Genomic DNA, 20364 nt, shown 5'->3' on the forward strand with positions numbered 1-20364 from the left:
CTGTCCTGATAAAGCAACGCTATGATCAGTAGTTGGACGGCAGGCACCTTTTTGTGCGTCATTCGAAGTTTATGTAGCACGTCCCGAAGGGGCTGACATAAGAAGGTGAATGAGCCACTGATTAATATTATGCAATAGATGTGCCAGAATGCAAATAAATATATTATCGCATTGATATTTATATAATTTATGGGTTTCCACCGTTAATTGCTCGCTGAATGATTTCCAGGCTAAGTGTCGCTAATCAGCAACACCTTAACGGGAACCGCCCCTGCCATATATAAATCAATGAGTTAAATGTCTCCTTTTGGAGACAGTGGCATGACGGGTCTGTCGCGAAATTGCGACACACATAAAAAAGCCCGGTAGCGCTTTCGCGTACCGGGCTTTAAAGGGCAATATCGATTAACCCAACTGTTTACGTGCGTTGCGGAAGATACGCATCCACGGGCTGTCCTCACCCCAGTTTTCCGGGTGCCAGGAGTTGCTCACGGTGCGGAACACGCGCTCAGGGTGTGGCATCATGATGGTAGCACGGCCACTTTCGCTGGTGACCGCCGTGATCCCGTTCACCGAGCCGTTCGGGTTAGCCGGATAGGTTTCCGTCACCTTGCCGAAGTTATCGACAAAGCGCAGCGCCACCAGTCCTTTGCTCTCAAGCTGAGCCAGATGGGCAGCATCACGCACTTCTACCTGACCTTCACCGTGAGAAACGGCGATTGGCATCTGCGACCCTACCATTCCCTGCAGCAGCAGAGACGGGCTTTGAGTCACTTCGACCAAGCTGAAACGTGCTTCAAAGCGGTCGGACTGGTTACGCACAAAGCGTGGCCACGCTTCACTGCCCGGGATCAGCTCGCGCAGGTTAGACATCATCTGGCAGCCGTTACACACGCCAAGCGCCAGGGTTTGCGGACGATGGAAGAAGCTTTCGAACTCATCGCGCACGCGGTTGTTGAAGAGAATGGACTTCGCCCAGCCTTCACCGGCACCCAGCACGTCACCGTAGGAGAAACCGCCGCACGCCACCAGCGCATGGAAATCTTCCAGACCGGTGCGACCTGCCAGCAGGTCACTCATATGGACGTCGATGGCATCAAAGCCCGCACGGTGGAAGGCCGCAGCCATCTCAACGTGGGAGTTGACGCCCTGCTCACGCAGCACGGCGACTTTCGGACGCGCGCCGGTCGCAATGTACGGTGCAGCGATGTCTTCGTTGATGTCGAAGGAGAGCTTCACGTTCAGGCCAGGATCGTTGTCGTTGGCCTTGGCGTTGTGTTCCTGATCGGCACAGTCCGGGTTATCACGCAGGCGCTGCATCTGCCAGGTGGTTTCCGCCCACCACATACGCAGCGTGGTGCGGCTTTCGCTGAACACCGCATGGCCATCCGCTTCAATGACGAAACGGTCACCCTGAACGGCTTTACCCAGGTAGTGTACGCAGTCTGCCAGGCCGTGCTGAGCCAGCAGAGCTTCAACCGCGTCACGATCGGCCGCGCGCACCTGAATCACCGCGCCGAGTTCTTCGTTAAACAGTGCCGCCAGACGATCTTCTCCAAGCGTCGCGATGTTCGCTTCAACACCGCAATGTCCGGTGAAGGCCATCTCCGCCAGGGTCACCAGCAGGCCGCCGTCGGAACGGTCGTGGTAGGCCAGCAGTTTACGCTGCGCCACCAGCGCCTGAATGGCGTCGTAGAAGCCTTTTAACTGGGCCACATCACGCACGTCCGCCGGTTTATCACCCAGCTGACGGTAAACCTGTGCCAGCGCGGTGGCACCCAGCGCGTTGTGACCTTTACCCAGGTCAATCAGCAGCAGGGCGTTGTCTTCGGTCGAGAGCTGTGGAGTCACGGTATGGCGCACGTCTTCCACACGGGCAAACGCGGAGATGATCAGCGACAGCGGCGAAGTCATTTCGCGCTGCTCGTTGCCTTCCTGCCAGCGGGTTTTCATCGACATGGAGTCTTTACCCACTGGAATGGTCAGGCCGAGCGCAGGACAGAGCTCTTCACCCACCGCTTTCACAGCTTCGTACAGGCCCGCGTCTTCGCCCGGGTGACCGGCAGCGGCCATCCAGTTCGCGGACAGTTTGATACGTTTGATATCGCCAATCTGGGTCGCGGCGATGTTGGTCAGTGCTTCACCGACGGCCAGACGAGCAGAGGCCGCGAAGTCCAGCAGCGCTACCGGGGTACGTTCGCCCAGCGCCATCGCTTCACCGTAGTAGCTGTCGAGGCTCGCGGTGGTCACGGCGCAGTTCGCCACCGGGATCTGCCATGGCCCCACCATCTGATCGCGCGAGACCATACCGGTCACGGTACGGTCGCCGATGGTGACCAGGAAAGTTTTCTCTGCCACTGCAGGCAGGTGCAGCACGCGATTCACCGCGTCTGCTACGGTAATACCCTGACGATCCAGCGCGTTGCCCGCCGCTTTGCGAGTCTGCACGTCGCGGGTCATCTTCGGCGTTTTGCCGAGCAGCACGTCCAGCGGCAGATCAATTGGCTGGTTGTCGAAATGGGTATCGCTCAGGGTCAGATGTTTCTCTTCGGTCGCCTCACCGATTACCGCGTACGGCGCGCGCTCGCGGCGGCACAGCTCGTCAAACAGCGGCAGTTGATCGGCTGCGACGGCCAGCACATAACGCTCCTGAGATTCGTTACACCAGATCTCCAGCGGGCTCATGCCCGGCTCATCGCTCAGAATGTCGCGCAGGTTGAAACGACCACCGCGACCACCGTCACTCACCAGCTCCGGCATGGCGTTGGACAGGCCGCCCGCGCCAACGTCGTGGATAAAGAGGATTGGGTTTGCATCACCCAGCTGCCAGCAGCGGTCGATCACTTCCTGGCAACGACGCTCCATTTCCGGGTTGTCACGCTGAACGGAGGCAAAGTCGAGATCGGCGTCAGACTGACCGGATGTCATTGAAGAGGCCGCACCGCCGCCCAGGCCGATGTTCATCGCCGGTCCACCGAGGACGATCAGCTTCGCACCGACGACGATCTCACCTTTCTGCACGTGATCGGCGCGAATGTTGCCGATCCCGCCCGCCAGCATGATCGGTTTGTGGTAGCCGCGCAGCTCTTCGCCGTTGTGGCTGTCCACTTTCTCTTCATAGGTACGGAAGTAACCGTTCAGCGCAGGACGACCAAATTCGTTGTTGAATGCCGCGCCGCCCAGTGGACCTTCGGTCATGATGTCCAGCGCGGTCACGATGCGCTCTGGCTTGCCGAAATCTTCTTCCCACGGCTGTTCAAAGCCCGGGATACGCAGGTTAGAAACAGAGAAACCGACCAGGCCCGCTTTTGGTTTCGCACCACGGCCCGTCGCCCCTTCGTCACGGATTTCACCGCCGGAACCGGTCGCCGCACCCGGCCACGGAGAGATCGCCGTCGGGTGGTTGTGAGTTTCCACCTTCATCAGGATATGCGCCAGCTCCTGATGGAAGTCATAGCGCCCCGCTTCGCGATCGGCGAAGAAGCGGCCCACCTCGGAACCTTCCATCACCGCGGCGTTGTCTTTATAAGCAGACAGCACGTGGTCAGGGGTTTTCTCCATGGTGTTTTTGATCATTTTGAACAGCGACTTCGGCTGCTGTTCACCGTCAATAATCCAGTCGGCGTTGAAAATCTTGTGGCGGCAGTGCTCAGAGTTAGCCTGCGCGAACATATAGAGTTCGATGTCGTTCGGGTTGCGGTTCAGCTTAACGAACGCATCCTGCAGGTAGTCAATCTCATCTTCTGCCAGTGCCAGGCCGAGACGCAGGTTAGCGTCAATCAGCGCCTGACGGCCCTGCCCCAGCAAATCCACGCTCTGTACTGGCGCAGGCTGATGGTGGGAGAAAAGTTTCTGCGCATCATCCAGAGAAGCAAATACGCTCTCCATCATGCGGTCATGCAGCTCTGCGGCCACCGCCTGCCACTGGGCGTCGCTCAGGGTGGAAGCTTCAACGTAATACGCCACGCCGCGTTCCAGACGGTTAATCTGGTTCAGACCACAGTTGTGAGCGATGTCAGTCGCTTTGGAAGACCAGGGGGAGATGGTGCCTGGACGAGGCGTCGCAAGGATCAGTTTACCGGTTGGGGTATGGCTGCTCAGACTTGGGCCATACTTGAGCAGGCGTTCCAGCTGTACGCGCTCCTCTGCATTCAGGGGGGCATTCAGGTCAGCAAAATGGACATACTCAGCGTAAATATTGCTTACCGGAAGGTCGGCTGCCTGAAAACGTGCCAGCAGTTTGTTAATACGGAAGGCAGACAGTGCAGGCGAACCACGCAGAATTTCCATCATAAGTCTCTCGTCTTCGAAGCGCCGGGGCGCTTACAGTGTGCGCAAGGGGGGAAAACGGGCGTCATTATAGAGAATCCTGAGCGTCGACGAAACCGTTTGCGTCGAAATAAAATCGACGGCATCGTTTAACAATAGATGTGACCTCTCTCTCTAATTTGTTGCCAAGTGGCGTAACTTTACGCAAAATGCCGCTCAATCAATGGCAAACCTTATTTTTAACATGGCTACAGCATACTAAGGCAACCGGCGTCGCAGAGAATTAACTAATTGAAAAAATTAAAGATTAATTATCTGCTCATCGGCATTGTAACGTTGCTGTTGGCAGTGGCCCTCTGGCCTTCCATCCCCTGGTTCGGCAAAGCCGAAAACCGTATCGCCGCCATTCAGGAGCGGGGGGAGCTGCGTGTCAGTACGCTTAACTCTCCGCTGATTTACAGCGACATCAACGGCAAAACCATCGGTCTGGATTATGAGCTGGCTCAGCAGTTTGCCGATTACCTTGGCGTGAAGCTCAAAATCACCGTGCGCCAGAACATCAGCCAGCTGTTTGATGACCTGGATAACAACGATGCCGATATCCTCGCCGCCGGGCTGGTGTACAACAGCGAGCGCAGCAAGAATTACCAGCCGGGCCCGACCTATTACTCCGTTTCACAGCAGCTGGTCTATCGCGTCGGTAGCCTGCGCCCGCGTACGCTGGCCTCGATCAACGCTCAACAGCTGACGATTGCCCCTGGCCATGTGGTGATTGACGATCTGCGTGAGCTGAAGGAGAAGAAATACCCTGACCTGAGCTGGACCGTCGACCCTAAACTCGGCACAACGGAGCTGCTGGACCAGGTCAAAGATCAGAAACTGCCTTACACCATCGCCGACTCCGTGGCGATCAGCCTGTTCCAGCGCGTGCATCCTGAAATCGCCGTGGCGCTGGACGTGACGGACGAACAGCCCGTGACCTGGTTTACTCATCTTGATGACGATCAGACCCTCTCTGCGGCCATGCTCGATTTTTATAACACCATTAATGAAGACGGTACCCTGGCACGCCTGGAAGAGAAGTACCTCGGCCATGGTGATGACTTTGACTACGTTGACACCCGCAGCTTCCTGCGCGCGGTAGACAGCGTCCTGCCTGACCTGCAGCCTCTGTTCGAAAAATATGCGCAGGAGATTGACTGGAAACTGCTGGCGGCTATCTCGTATCAGGAGTCCCACTGGGACACCCAGGCCACTTCCCCCACCGGCGTGCGCGGCCTGATGATGCTGACTAAAAATACCGCGCAGAGCCTCGGGCTGACCGATCGTACCGATGCGGAACAGAGCATCAGCGGCGGTGCGCGCTACCTGCAGGATATGATGGCCAAAGTGCCCGAGACAGTGCCGGAAGAGGAGCGTATCTGGTTCGCGCTGGCCGCCTACAACATGGGCTATGCCCACATGCTCGACGCCCGGGCCCTGACGGCAAAAACAAAAGGCAACCCCGACAGCTGGTCTGACGTAAAACAGCGTCTGCCGCTCCTGAGCCAGAAGCCGTGGTACAACAAGCTCACCTACGGCTATGCGCGCGGGCATGAGGCTTATGCCTACGTGGAAAATATTCGTAAATATCAGATTAGCCTGGTGGGGTATCTGCTGGAGAAGGAAAAAGAGGCGACAGAGGCGAAACAGCTGGCGCAAAGCTATCCGGTTGTGGCACCGGACGAAATTAATCGCCCGACGACTTCAATTCTGCCTTTTGTTGCTTTTTCTGCTGACGGCGCATTCGAAAGAAATCACTTAATAGCCCCGAACACTCTGGTGCAAGCACCCCACCGATAGTCTTCACCTGATGGTTCATTCCCGGGTGTCCAAGCACGTCCATCAGCGAGCCCGCAGCACCGGTTTTTTCATCCCGCGCGCCAAAGACCAGCGTACCGATACGGCTGTGCACCATCGCGCCGGAACACATGACGCATGGCTCAAGCGTGACGTACAGCGTGGTGTCGAGCAGACGGTAGTTTTGCAGTACCAGCCCACCCTGACGAAGCGCCATGATTTCTGCGTGAGCGGTAGGATCGTGGCGACCAATCGGGCGGTTCCACCCCTCTCCAATCACCTGGTTGTTATGGACAAGCACCGCCCCCACGGGCACTTCTCCCTCGTCCCAGGCGCGCCGGGCAAGGGTGAGCGCATGGCGCATCCAGTATTCGTGTGAGAATTCAGGGTTGGACAACGGTTGATACTCCAGTCGAAAAGCGGGCGGCATTATACACACCCGCTATGGATAAAACTATTCGAGTTGCTGAAGTTCACCCGCAGGCGTGACGCGCCAGCGGTGCTGGCAAAAATAGAGCAGCGGGTTGTCCTGCTTACTGTCACTGTAACCGCTGTACAGGCGCAGCGGCGTGCCAATGCGCATCTCCAGCTGGGCCACCTTTTCATGCCCCAGACAGCGCATCCTCAATACCCACCCGCCGTAACCACGAGAGATCTGCGTGGCGATCAGGTTCACTCTCGGCAACCACGGCGTATCAAAATAGACCTGCTCTACCAGCGACTGCGGCGAGCCGGTAATCAACCAGATATCGGCGTCGTTCGCATCGAGGTAGCTGGTCAGCCGTGCCTGCACAACCGGAAACGCCGTCACATGATCGCGAAACCAGTGCGCAAAGTCTTGCTCAAGCTGTTTGAGCCGGGCTTCACTGTGGCCAAAGGTACAGCCCCAGAGCAGCAGGCTCATTGGCCAGCGCGCTGCCCGGCCTTTCACCAGCAGCGCAAGGCCAATCACGGGTAACAAAGGTAAGACGAGCAGTGCGTTCAGGGGCTGACGCCGCAGCAGGTAGCGCATAAACGTACCGAACATATCCTGCTGATGTAGCGTTCCATCCAGGTCGAAAAAGACAACACGACGCTCGTGATTAGCCAAACCTTACTCCTCTGGGTCGTTGAATCCTGCCAGCCAGGTAAACAGGAACCCGGCGATCACCGCTACCAGATAGCCTAACAGATAGAGCATGACTTTTCCGGTCACGATGGTGAGCGCCAGCGGTAAACCGGAGAGTCCAAAGGTGATAACGGTGGCAACTTTCCAGTAGCTGATAAGCGCCCCGCCCACCGCCCCGCCCAGACAGGCCGCGAGGAAAGGCTTACCGAGCGGCAGCGTGACACCGAAAATCAGCGGCTCGCCAATGCCCAGCAATCCGACCGGTAGCGCCCCTTTAATCACTTTTTTCAGGCGCGCGTTACGGGTTTTCATCAGCACGGCAATCGCCGCACCAACCTGACCTACCCCCGCCATCGACAGAATGGGCAGCAGCGCGTTATAACCATGAGCCTGCACCAGCTCCACGTGGATCGGCACCAGCCCCTGATGCAGCCCGGTCAGCACCAGCGGCAGGAAAGTCCCTGACAGCACAGCGCCCACTAATAACCCGCCGCGATCGATAGCCAGAGAAGCGCCGTGGGCAATCACCTCAGAGATCCAGCCGCCCAGCGGCTGCAGGGCCACAATCGCCACACAGCCGGTGATAAGCGTGGTCAGCAGCGGATTGAGGATCAGCTCAATGGAACCGGGCAGAACGGCGCGCAGCTTTTTCTCAATCCAGCACATCAGGATGACCACCAGCAGCACCGCAATCACCCCGCCGCGCCCGGGCTGGAGAGCCTCGCCAAACAGGGTTATCTGCGCAAGCTGCGGGCTGGAGAGAATACCGGCCATCACCCCGCCCATCGCCATTGAGCCGCCAAACACTTTGGCGGTGTTAACCCCAACCAGAATGTTCATGATGGCGAAGACAGCGCTACCAAAGATCCCCAGAATGCCGAGCAGGTTCGGATAGTGCGTGGCAAAATCGCCGACAATATCCGGCCGCTTGAGGATATTGATGATCCCGGTGATCAACCCGGAGGCAATAAACGCCGGAATAAGTGGAATAAAGACGTTTGCCAGCTGTCGCAGCGCATCGCTCATGGGGGCTTTGTATTTGGCCTTCGCCTGCGCTTTGGTGCGCTCGGCATCGTCAACCGGCGCGGCCGCCCCTCCGCCCATCAATGCGCGCATGGCATCAACGACCTGCGCCGCTTTTCCCGGCCCGACGATCAGTTGATGCTGCTGCCCCTGCTTTACGTATCCGCTGACGCCAGGAAGCTGCTTAAGGTGCGCGATATCAAGCTGGTCGTCGTCATGCACCTCGACGCGCACACGCGTCATGCAGTTTTCCAGACGCTGAATGTTCTTCTCTCCGCCGATCCCCTGCAAAATATGGCTGGCGAGCGCTGCTGTTTTTTCCATACACGCCTCTGTGTTAGTTTTCTAATGCCGCCCGTAAGAATCCATTATGCTCGGCAAGCCTGGCTCGCGCGGCGGCGGCATCCAGCCCGCTCAGGATCATCAGAATGGCCGGTTTCACATCGTGATCGGTTTGTTGGAGTACGGCTTCCGCCTCTTCGCGGCTCGCACCGGTCGCTTCCATTACCATGCGACAGGCCCGGTCCACCAGCTTGACGTTGGTGGCCTGCATATCCACCATCAGGTTCTGGTACACCTTGCCGAACTTCACCATCGCGCCGGTGGAGATCATATTGAGCACCAGTTTTTGCGCGGTCCCGGATTTAAGGCGCGTGGAGCCGGTGAGCGCTTCGGGCCCGACAACCGGCGAAATAGCGATGTGGGCCACCTGCGCAATGGGCGAGCCTGGATTACAGGAGATAGCCACGGTAGTGCAGCCCGTCTGATTGGCATATTCCAGGCCACCAATGACGTAAGGTGTGCGCCCGGAAGCGGCCAGTCCGACCACCAGGTCGTTTGCGTTGAGGTTAAGCCCTTTCAGGTCATCTTCACCGAGCTGTTTGTTGTCTTCCGCCCCTTCTACCGCCTTCAGCAGCGCGCCAGGCCCACCGGCAATGAGACCGACCACCAGCCCGTGCGGAACGCCGAACGTTGGCGGACATTCAGAGGCATCCAGCACGCCGAGTCGTCCGCTGGTTCCGGCGCCCATATAAATAATGCGGCCCCCCGCCTTGAGCGCCTGTGCCGCAGCATCGACGGCCTTCGCCACCTCTGGTAATGTCTCTTTCACTGCCAGTGCGACCAGCGTATCCTGTTGATTAAAACGGTTAACCAGCTCCAGGGTGGAGAGAGCATCCAGATCCATGGTTTGCGGGTTACGCGTTTCTGATACAAGTGAGCCAAGATTCATCTTTTTTACCTCTGGAATTTTTAATTCATAATAATCGCACTATAATGGAATATAAAATTCATTCAGGCGAGCAAAATTCGTATTTGCGCAGACAATCACATTTTCGCCAGGAGAACGTATGAACTGTTTAATTCGCATTCGCCAGCGTTATGCAGGCTTTGCTCAAAGCGACAAAAAACTGGCGGATTTTTTGCTTTCTCAGCCCGACCATGCCCGCCATCTCAGCTCACAGCAGCTGGCAAGCGAAGCGGGTGTGAGCCAGTCCAGCGTGGTGAAGTTTGCCCAGAAGATTGGCTTTAAGGGCTTCCCGGCCCTGAAACTGGCAATTAGCGAAGCCCTGGTGAGTAACCCCAATCCGCAATCCATGCCGGTGCATAATCAGATCCGTGGCGATGATCCCATGCGTCTGGTGGGCGAGAAGTTGATCAAAGAGAACGTCGCGGCCATGCACGCCACTCTTGATGTCAACACTGAAGAAAAATTACTGGAAAGCGTGGCAATGCTGCGTGCGGCACGACGGATCATTTTGACCGGCATCGGCGCGTCCGGGCTGGTGGCGCGTAATTTTGGCTGGAAGCTGACGAAAATCGGGTATAACGCCATCGTCGAACAGGATATGCATGCCCTGCTGGCGACAGTGCAGGCCATGGATCCTGACGATCTGCTGCTGGCGATCTCCTATACCGGGGAACGCCGTGAAATCAACATGGCCACCGACGAGGCCCTGCGTGTGGGTGGTAAAATTCTGGCTATTACCGGTTTTACGCCCAATGCACTGCAGCAGCGGGCAACGCGCTGCTTGTATACCATTGCCGAGGAGCAGGCCACGCGCAGCGCGGCTATCTCGTCCACCAGCGCACAAATGATGCTGACGGATCTGCTGTTTATGGCGCTGGTGCAGCAGGATCTGGAGCATGCGCCTGAGCGAATTCGTCACAGCGAAGAGCTGGTAAAAAAACTGGTTTGAACAACGAATGAGCGTATAATGCCCGCCCTGTTTGTGTTGTTTCTGAGAATTTCCTGATGGCGCTGTTAATCACCAAAAAATGCATCAACTGCGATATGTGCGAACCGGAATGCCCTAACCAGGCCATTTCGATGGGCGACAGCATTTATGAGATTAACAGCGACCGTTGCACCGAGTGCATTGGCCACTATGAAACGCCGACCTGCCAGAAAGTGTGCCCGATCCCCAATACCATCCTGAAGGATCCGGCACACGTCGAAAGCGAAGAGCAGCTGTGGGATAAGTTTGTCCTGATGCATCACGCGGACAAACTTTAACTCTCGATAATCACCGTTGCGCTGGCATAGTGCCGTTCATCCGCGATTGTCACGTGCATGTGCGCCACGCCGAGTTTCTCTGCCAGCTTCAAGGCCTCGCCCCATAAACGCAGGCGTGGCTTACCCAGCTCATCGTTAAACACTTCAAACTGGTTAAACGCCAGACCGTTACGAATACCGGTGCCAAAGGCTTTGGCCGCTGCCTCTTTAACGGCAAAGCGCTTGGCCAGGAAACGTACCGGCTGCTGATGCGCTTCCCAGATGGCCCATTCGTTATCGCTCAGCACGCGCCTTGCCAGGCGATCGCCACTACGGGCGATCACCGCTTCAATGCGGGCTATCTCGACGATGTCGGTACCTAAGCCCAGAATAGCCATTACTGACGCGCTTCCAGCATCAGGCGTTTCATTTCTGAAACCGCCTCTTTCAGGCCACTCATCACCGCACGGCCAATAATGGCGTGGCCGATGTTCAGCTCATGCATTTCCGGCAGGGCGGCGATAGCTTTAACGTTGTGGTAGGTCAGCCCATGCCCTGCGTTAACCTTCAGACCCAGGCTCGCGGCGTAAGTAGCCGCTTTCGCGATACGCTCCAGCTCTTTAGCCTGCTCGGCATCGTTTTTGGCATCGGCGTAGCAGCCGGTGTGAATTTCAATATACGGCGCGCCCACGTCAGCCGCCGCTTTGATCTGCTCCGCATCAGCGTCAATGAACAGAGAAACCAGGATACCCGCGTCCGCCAGGCGTTTGCAGGCATCGCGCATTTTGTCACGCTGCCCCGCCACGTCCAGACCGCCTTCGGTGGTCACTTCCTGACGCTTTTCCGGTACCAGGCAGCAGAAATGCGGTTTGGTGTCACAGGCAATCGTCAGCATCTCTTCCGTGACCGCCATCTCCAGGTTCATCCGGGTATCCAGCGTCTGTCGCAGAATACGCACGTCACGGTCAGTGATGTGGCGGCGGTCTTCGCGCAGATGAACGGTAATGCCATCGGCGCCAGCCTGCTCAGCGATAAACGCCGCCTGAACCGGATCGGGATAAGCCGTACCGCGAGCATTACGCAGCGTGGCGATGTGATCGATGTTGACGCCTAACAGTAATTCAGCCATGACAATCCTCGGTATTTTGATTCATTTTCCTTCCCTCTCTCCCTCCGGAAGAGGGCTGGGGTGAGGGATAAAACGTTAACGTTTCGGCATAAACTGCCTGAACAATTCGCGGCTCTTCAGGGGTTTGCCCCCAAGATACGGCTTGAGCGCAATCCGGGTAAAGCGTTTTGCAGCACGAAGGGTATCCTGGTCCGGAAATTCGCGCTCATACAGCGCCCGGAGCTGGCGTCCGGTAAAGGTGTTGTTATCAATCACGACGCTGGCGATAAACCCTTTTTCTTCCCGATACCGGTAGGTCATCCCGTCTTCGACCTCGTCTCCACTCCCCGCACAATGCAGAAAATCGACGCCATATCCCAGGTGACCCAGCAGCGCCAGCTCGAAACGGCGCAGGGCGGGTTCAGGCGAACCGGTTGTGCCAGCAAGTGCCTGGATACAGTGCAGATAATCGAAGAAAAGTTCAGAGAAGCGAGTCTCATGTTCAAGAACGCGTGAAATGAGTTCATTGACGTACAGACCGCTGTAAAGCGTGATGCCAGAAAGGGGAAGCGCCAGAGAGACGGCTTCAGCGCTGCGCAGGGTTTTGACTTCTCCTCGCCCGCCAAAGCGGACCAGCAGCGGCGTAAAGGGCTGTAAGGCGCCTTTGAGGTTGGAACGTTTGGAACGTGCGCCTTTTGCAACAAGGCGCACGCGACCCGACTCTTCCGTGAAGACGTCCAGCATCAGGCTGGTTTCGCTCCAGGGACGACTATGCAGAACAAAAGCGCGCTGCCAGCCTTCCATTTGCGCGTCGTCTTGGTTTACTGATCTTCGCCGTAACCGAGGCTGCGCAGAGCACGCTCATCATCGGCCCAGCCAGATTTCACTTTCACCCACAGCTCCAGGTGAACCGGTGCTTCAAACATCTCCTGCATGTCTTTACGGGCTTCGATACCGATGGTTTTGATCTTGGCGCCTTTGTTGCCAATGACCATCTTCTTCTGCCCTTCACGCTCAACGAGGATCAGACCATTGATGTCGTAACCGCCACGCTCGTTACTCTGGAAACGCTCGATCTCGACCGTCACGGAGTACGGCAGTTCTGCGCCAAGGAAACGCATCAGCTTTTCGCGGATGATTTCAGAAGCCATAAAGCGCTGAGAACGATCGGTGATGTAATCTTCCGGGAAGTGGTGAGTCGCTTCCGGCAGATGCTTACGCACGATACCGGCGATGGTATCCACGTTCAGACCGGTCTCTGCAGACAGCGGAACGATGTCGAGGAAGTTCATCTGGCTACCCAGCCACTGCAGGTGCGGCAGCAGATCGGCTTTTTCCTGTACGTTATCCACTTTGTTGACCGCGAGGATCACCGGCGTTTTACCGTCGCGCAGCTTGTTCAGGACCATTTCGTCGTCCGGCGTCCAGCGGGTGCCTTCCACAACGAAAATAACCAGCTCCACGTCACCAATCGAGCTGCTCGCCGCTTTGTTCATCAGGCGGTTAATGGCACGCTTCTCTTCCATGTGCAGGCCAGGGGTATCGACGTAGATCGCCTGATACGCGCCTTCAGTATGGATACCGACAATGCGGTGACGCGTGGTCTGTGCCTTACGCGAGGTGATCGAAATCTTCTGCCCAAGCAGATTATTCAGCAGGGTGGATTTACCCACGTTCGGACGTCCGACGATGGCAATAAATCCGCAATAGGTTTTTTCTTCGCTCATTCCAGCTCCAGCATTTTTAACGCCTGTTCGGCGGCAGCCTGTTCAGCCTTACGACGGCTTGAACCTGTGCCCACCACCGGTTCACTCAGGCCACTGACCTGGCAATGGATGGTAAATTCCTGATCGTGCGCTTCACCACGCACCTGCACCACCAGATAAGATGGCAGCGGGAGGTGACGACCCTGCAAATATTCCTGCAAACGCGTTTTCGGATCTTTTTGTTTATCGCCCGGACTGATTTCATCCAGACGGGTCTGATACCAGTTCAGGATCAGTTTTTCTACGGTCTGGATATCGCTGTCCAGGAACACGCCACCGATTAATGCTTCAACCGTATCGGCAAGAATAGATTCACGACGGAAGCCGCCGCTTTTCAGTTCACCCGGTCCAAGACGCAGACATTCGCCCAGTTCAAATTCGCGTGCGATTTCCGCAAGGGTGTTACCCCGTACCAGCGTGGCGCGCATGCGGCTCATATCACCTTCATCCACACGCGGGAAACGATGATAAAGCGCATTAGCAATCACGAAACTCAAAATAGAGTCACCTAAAAATTCGAGGCGCTCATTGTGTTTGCTGCTGGCACTGCGATGGGTTAATGCCTGTTGCAACAGCTCCTGATGATGAAAAGTGTAGCCCAGCTTCCGTTGAAGCCGATTAATTACGATGGGGTTCATGCGATACCAATAAATGAATGCGTCAAAAATGCAGCACACGAAACCGACCTGAGAAAACCAACGCGGTTTCGTGTGCCGTGGCACCCTTGCAGGGCCAACCTTAAACTTCGGGGGAATATTCTATACACAACGACAGGGGATGTCGTTAGTTCGAAGAGATTTATCGCTGAAATAATTCACGTAGCCGCTAATTAAAGCGACTACGTGTTCAATTATTGAGAATTAATGGATCCCGCCAATACGATTCAGGCGTACCCCGGTCGGCCATTCGCCTTCCTGTTTCTCAAAACTCATCCAGATTGCGGTTGCTTTACCCACCAGATTCGCTTCCGGCACAAAGCCCCAGTAACGGCTGTCCGCGGAGTTATCGCGGTTATCACCCATCATGAAGTACTGTCCCGGTGGTACGATCCAGGTGGCCAGCTGCTGACCTGGCTGTTTGTAATACATCCCGACCTGATCCTGCGCAATTGGCACGGTCAGGATCCGGTGCGTCACATCACCCAGCGTCTCTTTACGTTCAACCAGACGAATACCGTTCTCTTTGGTTTCATCTTTCGGCACCTGGAAGAAACCGTTGGTCGCTTCGCCGCCGTTACGACGGGCAAAGGTCTGCACAAAATCACTTGGCTCTACGTTTGAGTAGGTGATTGGCAGCGCGTTTTCACACGCGGTACCGGAGCTGCAGCCAGGCTGAACGGTCACTTCTTTGGCAACCGGATCGTAGGTGACTTTATCACCCGGCAGACCCACCGCGCGCTTGATGTAGTCAAGGCGTGGATCGTCCGGGTATTTAAACACCACAATGTCGCCACGTTTCGGATGGCCCGTTTCGATCAGCGTTTTCTGGTAGATCGGATCTTTAATGCCATAGGCAAACTTCTCGACCAGAATAAAATCACCAATCAGCAGCGTTGGCATCATGGAGCCTGACGGGATCTGGAACGGCTCGTAAATAAACGAACGCACCACCAGCACAATCGCCAGCACCGGGAATACCGATGCCCCGGTCTCCAGCCAGCCCGGTTTCGGGCCAACTTTCTTCAGGGTTTTCGCATCAAGCCCATCACCTGTGGCTGCCTGCGCGGCAGCCTGACGTTCACGGCGTTTTGGGGCGAAAATAAACTTATCCAGACACCACAACAGACCTGTCACCAGGGTAGCGATGACCAGGATCAGGGCAAACATGTTCGCCATGCCAACTCCTTAGGGTTATTTGCCGTCTTTACCAACATGCAGAATGGCAAGGAATGCTTCCTGCGGCAGTTCGACGTTACCGACCTGCTTCATACGCTTCTTACCTTCTTTCTGCTTCTGGAGCAGCTTTTTCTTACGGCTGACGTCACCGCCATAGCATTTCGCCAGAACGTTTTTACGCAGCTGTTTCACGGTAGAGCGGGCGATAATGTGGTTGCCGATGGCCGCCTGAATCGCGATATCAAACTGCTGACGCGGGATCAGATCTTTCATCTTCTCAACCAGCTCACGGCCACGGTACGGGGCATTGTCGTTGTGGGTGATCAGGGCCAGCGCATCAACACGTTCGCCGTTGATCAGCACATCCACACGTACCATGTTCGAAGCCTGGAAGCGTTTGAAGTTGTAATCCAGTGACGCATAGCCACGAGACGTAGACTTCAGACGGTCGAAGAAGTCGAGAACCACTTCCGCCATTGGGATTTCATAGGTGAGCGCAACCTGGTTACCGTGGTAAACCATGTTGGTCTGAACGCCACGCTTCTCCACGCACAGCGTGATAACGTTACCCAGATATTCCTGCGGCAGCAGCATATGACACTCTGCGATAGGCTCACGCAACTCATCGATGTTGTTCAGCGGCGGCAGCTTGGACGGGCTGTCGACGTAGACGATCTCTTTGTTGGTGGTCTGCACTTCGTACACTACGGTCGGCGCGGTGGTGATCAGATCCAGATCGTATTCACGCTCCAGACGTTCCTGAATGATCTCCATGTGCAGCAGACCAAGGAAGCCGCAGCGGAAGCCGAAGCCGAGCGCCGTGGAGCTTTCTGGCTCGTAGAACAGCGAGGCATCGTTCAGGCTCAGCTTGCCGAGCGCATCACGGAAGTTCTCGTAGTCGTCAGAGCTGACCGGGAACAGGCCGGCATAAACCTGTGGTTTCACCTTTTTAAAGCCTGGCAGCGCTTTTTCTGCCGGGTTACGCGCGCCGGTCAGGGTATCGCCCACTGGCGCACCGAGAATGTCTTTAATGGCACAGACCAGCCAACCCACCTCGCCGCATTTCAGCTCGGTACGGTCAACCTGTTTTGGTGTGAAGATCCCGAGACGGTCTGCGTTATAGACCTGGCCGGTACTCATCACCTTAATTTTGTCGCCTTTACGCATGGTGCCGTTTTTAATACGCACCAGCGAGACAACGCCTAGATAGTTATCGAACCATGAGTCGATAATCAGCGCCTGCAGTGGGGCATCCGGGTCACCTTCTGGTGGCGGAATATCACGCACCAGACGTTCCAGCACATCGGTAACGCCCACGCCGGTTTTGGCCGAGCAACGCACGGCATCGGTCGCGTCAATTCCGACGATATCTTCAATCTCTTCCGCCACGCGCTCAGGGTCAGCGGCTGGCAGGTCGATTTTGTTCAGAACCGGCACCACCTCGAGATCCATTTCCATTGCCGTGTAGCAGTTTGCCAGGGTCTGGGCTTCTACGCCCTGCCCCGCATCCACCACCAGCAGCGCGCCTTCACAGGCTGCCAGCGAGCGAGAAACTTCATAGGAGAAGTCAACGTGGCCTGGGGTATCGATAAAGTTCAGTTGGTAGGTTTCACCATCAGCCGCCTTGTAATCGAGCGTAACGCTCTGCGCTTTAATGGTGATTCCACGTTCGCGTTCCAGGTCCATGGAGTCCAGAACCTGGGCTTCCATTTCACGATCAGACAGGCCACCGCAAATCTGGATAATACGGTCAGACAGCGTCGACTTACCGTGGTCAATGTGAGCAATGATCGAAAAGTTACGTATGTTCTTCATATAGTTAAATAATTATGCCTTACGAATTCCTGGAGGCCGCTGTTCTTAGCCTGACGTTTTTCAGTGCGAAAACGCAGCATTCTACACTACATCTCCGTTACCTGGAAATGCACTTAGCGCCAGGTATAGCGTGAAGAAATGGCGTTTTCTTTTTTAAGATGTAAATGATGATAAAGCCCGATGGATCACCGGGCCTCAGAGGAGAGCGTCTCAACACGAAGTTGGTCTGGTGCCAGCCCTACGCTGAGAATAACAGGCTGCCACGCTTCGCGGGCTGCGAGCCTTGGGGAGAAACCTTTGGCAAGCCAGAAACCACCCACACCTCCCAATGCAGCGCCGCACATAGCCGCCGCATCGGTACCAAACAGCATCTGAAACACTCCGCCCATCACAAAGAGCCCCACCAGCGGGGAGAGATAAACCAGCATTGCGGAACCCAACAGGCTGCCTTCGGCAATACCCAGTTCCACTTTCTGTCCTGCCACCAGCGGTTGCTCACTTGGCACGGAAAGCGTGTGCGAGGTTTGCGGCCCGAGCTTATTTAGCACGCGGCTGCCGCAACCCGCCCGGGATGCACAACTGTTACAGGAGGCCTTAACATCACAGCTTACCAGCGCAACACCGTCCTGCCATGATACAACCGTAGCCCACTCTTTAATCATTGTGCAGCCCTGAATTTGATGCTGTCAGAAATACGCTTCGCCGTTTGCGGGGGTAATTCGCCGACGATGGTGATCTCCGCGTTATCGCGTACCGTGGTACTGACTGTTCGACGTCCGGTACGCAGCATTTGTTCGGCACTGTTTGCCGTCGCGCGATTGATGTTCACCGAGAAGCTGAACAAGCCATCGGAGTAAAGGCGCGATTCAACCGGCGTTTCAATGGTAGGCAGTTGTCGGCGGCTGCTTGATACTTCCGTAAAGCCTTGCGGGATCCAGGAAGGAACCCAGTTGAAATTCACGGAATCTCCCGCCGGAACGGAAAGCAGCGGCGGCAGGCTGGCTTTCGCCAGATTCTGCATGCTATTACCCACCTGATTATTGACGCTAAAGGAGATAACGCGGAACTGTTCCAGCGTTTCGCCATCGCGATCAAGCAGGTCTACACGCATAGGGAGCTTGGTTTCGGCATCAATCCAGACAATGTAGCTGTAACGCGTCCCGTCGCGGGCGACAACGCGGATCACTTCACACAATCTGTCAGCGATGCGCGTACGCCCTACCGAAATAAAATCGTAGTAAGGGGCAAGGCGCTTGAAGTCGGTGTAGATGAGCGATGGCAGAGAATCAACGATATAGTCGCCATTGAGGGTAAAAGGCTCCAGGCCTGGCTCGAAATAGCTGATTTCGTTACCACGCTGAACCACTTCCCGACGCGGGCCATCCATCTGTAAAAGTTGCGCGAGCGGCTGATTATCAAGACGGGCATGGCGATAGCGTAACGACTCGACGCCCTGCTTATTGATGCTGATAAATGCCAACTCGTAATTGAGTGACTGGCTGGCCAGATTCATTTGCTGCAACAACGCCCCGGATGAAACATCAGCCGAGGCGTTGGCAGAGAAGAACAGGCTACCCGCCATCAGAGACATGGCGAACCAAAGTTGCTTCATTACTGCGATTGCGTTCCTAAAGTTTGGTTTCCTGGCACCTGCACAGCAGCCTGCTGGGTTTGTGCCTGCTCAAACTGAAGCTGTTCTGAGTGCAGACGACGCTGCAACTCATAATCCTGCAACATCGCATTAATGCGACGGCGCTGCTCCTGAACCTGCTGTTGCTGACCGCCACTGGCGGAGGCATCAGCCGGTACACCCAAACTTACCGGGCTGGCTTTGCCCATCATCGGCAGTGTATTGAACACTGGCGCTTCTGGCTGCTGATTAGTTTCAGACTGAGTATTATAGTGCTGGACGCCAACGATAACTGCAAGCGATACGCATGCCGCCACACCCATTTGGGTAAGTTGACTGGCCCACGGACGCACCTTATGCCAGAACGGCATTTTCTGCCACTGGTGTGGTGCAGGTTGAGCTTCAGGAATCAGCGGAGTGGTCTGATGAACAGGCTCATTCTCAATAGCCGCCATCACGCGGGCTGAGATATCGAAATGGATAACCTCGCTGGTGTCACCACGAAGGGTGTCACGGATGAGATGGTAACTCTCCCAGGTCTCTTGCATTTCGGGAGAATGAGACAACTCGTTGAGCAGCTCACTATCCAGCGTTTCACCATCCATTAAAGCGGAAAGTTTTTCTTTCTGCATGCCTAATACCTTTTCCAGTATCCCGCTATCGTCAACGCCTGATAAGCGGTTGAACTTTATTATCAATAGCTTCTCGCGCACGGAAAATTCGTGAACGTACCGTGCCGACCGGACAATCCATGATAGCGGCTATCTCTTCATAGCTCAGACCATCAAGCTCCCGTAACGTAATTGCCATGCGTAAATCTTCCGGAAGCGACTCGATCGTGCGAAAAACAATTTGTCTCAGTTCTTCTGACAACATTAAGTTCTCAGGGTTCGAAATTTCTTTCAGCGCACCGCCACTTTCGAAGTTTTCGGCGTCGATTGCGTCCACATCACTTGAAGGCGGACGACGGCCCTGAGCGACCAGATAATTCTTTGCCGTATTGACCGCAATACGGTACAGCCAGGTATAAAAAGCACTATCTCCCCGGAACGAGTCCAGCGCGCGATAGGCCTTAATAAAAGACTCTTGTACAACATCAGGCACATCACCTGACGGTACATAGCGGGAAACCAGACTCGCCACCTTATGCTGGTAGCGCACCACCAGTAGGTTAAAGGCTTTCTGATCTCCCTTCTGGACCCGTTCAACCAGGACCTGGTCCGTTAACTGCTCGCTCATCCGAGGTAATGTCTCCCCAAACCAAAATTCCACGCGTTATCGAAACGCCACTCTACAAATCCCGCACTTTTGAGCAAGCACCGAGTTGGAGTGTCTATTCTTCAATAAGTTCCGTAACGCCTTTGTTTTTGTTCATCGCGTCACAGACTGTTTATTTTCTCTCATTATAAGTCTGTTCACGATACATACCCACTTTCTGACTTCAAACATCTCTTATCCGGTCAGAAGAGTAACGCAA

Annotated in this window: 20 protein-coding genes; 3 read left to right on the forward strand and 17 right to left on the reverse strand. The window is 55.6% G+C overall.

The features are described from left to right. Positions 1–405: 405 nt before the first annotated feature. Positions 406–4293: a phosphoribosylformylglycinamidine synthase gene (gene purL / locus PUZ33_RS16455; RefSeq protein WP_274205347.1), complete on the reverse strand. Its 3888-nt coding sequence runs from the start codon at positions 4291–4293 to the stop codon at positions 406–408. A 267-nt stretch (positions 4294–4560) separates the two neighbouring features. Between purL and mltF the strand changes: the two genes are divergently transcribed. Continuing rightward, positions 4561–6111: a membrane-bound lytic murein transglycosylase MltF gene (gene mltF, locus PUZ33_RS16460; protein ID WP_013098308.1), complete on the forward strand. Its 1551-nt coding sequence runs from the start codon at positions 4561–4563 to the stop codon at positions 6109–6111. On the opposite strand, the gene tadA is transcribed toward mltF, so the two are convergent. Genes tadA through murQ form a run of 4 tightly spaced genes read right to left on the reverse strand, consistent with a single transcriptional unit; the run spans position 5999 to position 9470 of the window. After that, positions 5999–6538: a tRNA adenosine(34) deaminase TadA gene (gene tadA / locus PUZ33_RS16465; RefSeq protein ID WP_038420406.1), complete on the reverse strand. Its 540-nt coding sequence runs from the start codon at positions 6536–6538 to the stop codon at positions 5999–6001. The genes mltF and tadA overlap by 113 nt on opposite strands. Positions 6539–6562: 24 nt before the next feature. Beyond that, positions 6563–7198, reverse strand: a complete 636-nt coding sequence (gene yfhb / locus PUZ33_RS16470; RefSeq protein WP_058680648.1) for a phosphatidylglycerophosphatase C — start codon at positions 7196–7198, stop codon at positions 6563–6565. A gap of 3 nt (positions 7199–7201) precedes the next feature. After that, positions 7202–8563, reverse strand: a complete 1362-nt coding sequence (locus tag PUZ33_RS16475) for a PTS transporter subunit EIIC (protein ID WP_057071612.1) — start codon at positions 8561–8563, stop codon at positions 7202–7204. A 13-nt stretch (positions 8564–8576) separates the two neighbouring features. Then, positions 8577–9470 carry an N-acetylmuramic acid 6-phosphate etherase gene (gene murQ / locus PUZ33_RS16480; protein WP_029882223.1) on the reverse strand — a complete coding sequence of 298 codons (894 nt, stop codon included), beginning with the start codon at positions 9468–9470 and terminating at the stop codon, positions 8577–8579. Positions 9471–9588: 118 nt separating this feature from the next. Here murQ and PUZ33_RS16485 point away from each other — a divergent pair, with 118 nt between their 5' ends. Both PUZ33_RS16485 and PUZ33_RS16490 read left to right on the forward strand, forming a co-directional pair. After that, on the forward strand, positions 9589–10437 hold the full coding sequence (locus PUZ33_RS16485) for a MurR/RpiR family transcriptional regulator (protein WP_013098313.1): 849 nt from the start codon (positions 9589–9591) through the stop codon (positions 10435–10437). 56 nt (positions 10438–10493) lie between these two features. Then, positions 10494–10754, forward strand: coding sequence for a YfhL family 4Fe-4S dicluster ferredoxin (locus PUZ33_RS16490; protein ID WP_008502177.1), 261 nt, complete (start codon positions 10494–10496; stop codon positions 10752–10754). On the opposite strand, the gene acpS is transcribed toward PUZ33_RS16490, so the two are convergent. From acpS to rseD, 12 genes are all read right to left on the reverse strand, one after another. After that, positions 10751–11131 (reverse strand): holo-ACP synthase, encoded by a 381-nt coding sequence (gene acpS, locus PUZ33_RS16495; RefSeq protein WP_013098314.1) that lies wholly within the window; start codon positions 11129–11131, stop codon positions 10751–10753. The two genes, PUZ33_RS16490 and acpS, sit on opposite strands and share 4 nt — an antisense overlap. Beyond that, positions 11131–11862, reverse strand: a complete 732-nt coding sequence (gene pdxJ / locus PUZ33_RS16500; RefSeq protein ID WP_013098315.1) for a pyridoxine 5'-phosphate synthase — start codon at positions 11860–11862, stop codon at positions 11131–11133. The genes acpS and pdxJ overlap by 1 nt, the downstream gene beginning before the upstream one ends. Positions 11863–11937: 75 nt before the next feature. After that, positions 11938–12645, reverse strand: a complete 708-nt coding sequence (gene recO, locus PUZ33_RS16505) for a DNA repair protein RecO (RefSeq protein ID WP_058680647.1) — start codon at positions 12643–12645, stop codon at positions 11938–11940. Positions 12646–12662: 17 nt separating this feature from the next. Continuing rightward, positions 12663–13568, reverse strand: coding sequence for a GTPase Era (gene era / locus PUZ33_RS16510; protein ID WP_013098317.1), 906 nt, complete (start codon positions 13566–13568; stop codon positions 12663–12665). Then, entirely contained in the window at positions 13565–14245 is a 681-nt protein-coding gene (gene rnc / locus PUZ33_RS16515; RefSeq protein ID WP_003860711.1) for a ribonuclease III, read from the reverse strand. The genes era and rnc overlap by 4 nt, the downstream gene beginning before the upstream one ends. A 222-nt stretch (positions 14246–14467) precedes the next feature. Beyond that, the gene (lepB, locus tag PUZ33_RS16520) at positions 14468–15442 is read right to left on the reverse strand and encodes a signal peptidase I (protein WP_013098319.1); all 975 of its coding nucleotides are present in this window, start codon (positions 15440–15442) and stop codon (positions 14468–14470) included. Positions 15443–15457: 15 nt separating this feature from the next. Then, complete coding sequence (gene lepA / locus PUZ33_RS16525; RefSeq protein ID WP_013098320.1) at positions 15458–17257, reverse strand: translation elongation factor 4; 1800 nt, start codon at positions 17255–17257, stop codon at positions 15458–15460. Between the two features lie 185 nt (positions 17258–17442). Then, positions 17443–17919: a SoxR-reducing system protein RseC gene (rseC, locus tag PUZ33_RS16530; RefSeq protein ID WP_038420411.1), complete on the reverse strand. Its 477-nt coding sequence runs from the start codon at positions 17917–17919 to the stop codon at positions 17443–17445. Beyond that, a complete protein-coding gene (gene rseB / locus PUZ33_RS16535) occupies positions 17916–18869 on the reverse strand; it encodes a sigma-E factor regulatory protein RseB (RefSeq protein WP_013098322.1) in 954 nt (317 codons plus the stop codon). Before rseB ends, rseC begins: the two co-directional genes overlap by 4 nt. Further along, complete coding sequence (gene rseA, locus PUZ33_RS16540) at positions 18869–19519, reverse strand: anti-sigma-E factor RseA (RefSeq protein ID WP_058680646.1); 651 nt, start codon at positions 19517–19519, stop codon at positions 18869–18871. Before rseA ends, rseB begins: the two co-directional genes overlap by 1 nt. 31 nt (positions 19520–19550) lie before the next feature. Beyond that, positions 19551–20126 (reverse strand): RNA polymerase sigma factor RpoE, encoded by a 576-nt coding sequence (rpoE, locus tag PUZ33_RS16545; RefSeq protein ID WP_006176728.1) that lies wholly within the window; start codon positions 20124–20126, stop codon positions 19551–19553. Continuing rightward, positions 20123–20203, reverse strand: coding sequence for a rpoE leader peptide RseD (rseD, locus tag PUZ33_RS16550; protein ID WP_225368419.1), 81 nt, complete (start codon positions 20201–20203; stop codon positions 20123–20125). The genes rpoE and rseD overlap by 4 nt, the downstream gene beginning before the upstream one ends. Positions 20204–20364: the final 161 nt, after the last annotated feature.

It is taken from the genome of Enterobacter cloacae complex sp. 2022EL-00981 (assembly GCF_028737495.1).
Lineage (GTDB): Bacteria > Pseudomonadota > Gammaproteobacteria > Enterobacterales > Enterobacteriaceae > Enterobacter > Enterobacter cloacae.

Bases quoted from the DNA above. Each gene is read 5' to 3' on its own strand.
- purL (WP_274205347.1), bottom strand. From the start codon at position 4,293: ATGATGGAAATTCTGCGTGGTTCGCCTGCACTGTCTGCCTTCCGTATT.
- pdxJ (WP_013098315.1), bottom strand. From the start codon at position 11,862: ATGGCTGAATTACTGTTAGGCGTCAACATCGATCACATCGCCACGCTG.
- murQ (WP_029882223.1), bottom strand. From the start codon at position 9,470: ATGAATCTTGGCTCACTTGTATCAGAAACGCGTAACCCGCAAACCATG.
- PUZ33_RS16485 (WP_013098313.1), top strand. From the start codon at position 9,589: ATGAACTGTTTAATTCGCATTCGCCAGCGTTATGCAGGCTTTGCTCAA.
- PUZ33_RS16490 (WP_008502177.1), top strand. From the start codon at position 10,494: ATGGCGCTGTTAATCACCAAAAAATGCATCAACTGCGATATGTGCGAA.
- acpS (WP_013098314.1), bottom strand. From the start codon at position 11,131: ATGGCTATTCTGGGCTTAGGTACCGACATCGTCGAGATAGCCCGCATT.
- tadA (WP_038420406.1), bottom strand. From the start codon at position 6,538: ATGCCGCCCGCTTTTCGACTGGAGTATCAACCGTTGTCCAACCCTGAA.
- recO (WP_058680647.1), bottom strand. From the start codon at position 12,645: ATGGAAGGCTGGCAGCGCGCTTTTGTTCTGCATAGTCGTCCCTGGAGC.
- rnc (WP_003860711.1), bottom strand. From the start codon at position 14,245: ATGAACCCCATCGTAATTAATCGGCTTCAACGGAAGCTGGGCTACACT.
- rseC (WP_038420411.1), bottom strand. From the start codon at position 17,919: ATGATTAAAGAGTGGGCTACGGTTGTATCATGGCAGGACGGTGTTGCG.
- rpoE (WP_006176728.1), bottom strand. From the start codon at position 20,126: ATGAGCGAGCAGTTAACGGACCAGGTCCTGGTTGAACGGGTCCAGAAG.
- PUZ33_RS16475 (WP_057071612.1), bottom strand. From the start codon at position 8,563: ATGGAAAAAACAGCAGCGCTCGCCAGCCATATTTTGCAGGGGATCGGC.
- lepB (WP_013098319.1), bottom strand. From the start codon at position 15,442: ATGGCGAACATGTTTGCCCTGATCCTGGTCATCGCTACCCTGGTGACA.
- rseB (WP_013098322.1), bottom strand. From the start codon at position 18,869: ATGAAGCAACTTTGGTTCGCCATGTCTCTGATGGCGGGTAGCCTGTTC.
- era (WP_013098317.1), bottom strand. From the start codon at position 13,568: ATGAGCGAAGAAAAAACCTATTGCGGATTTATTGCCATCGTCGGACGT.
- lepA (WP_013098320.1), bottom strand. From the start codon at position 17,257: ATGAAGAACATACGTAACTTTTCGATCATTGCTCACATTGACCACGGT.
- rseA (WP_058680646.1), bottom strand. From the start codon at position 19,519: ATGCAGAAAGAAAAACTTTCCGCTTTAATGGATGGTGAAACGCTGGAT.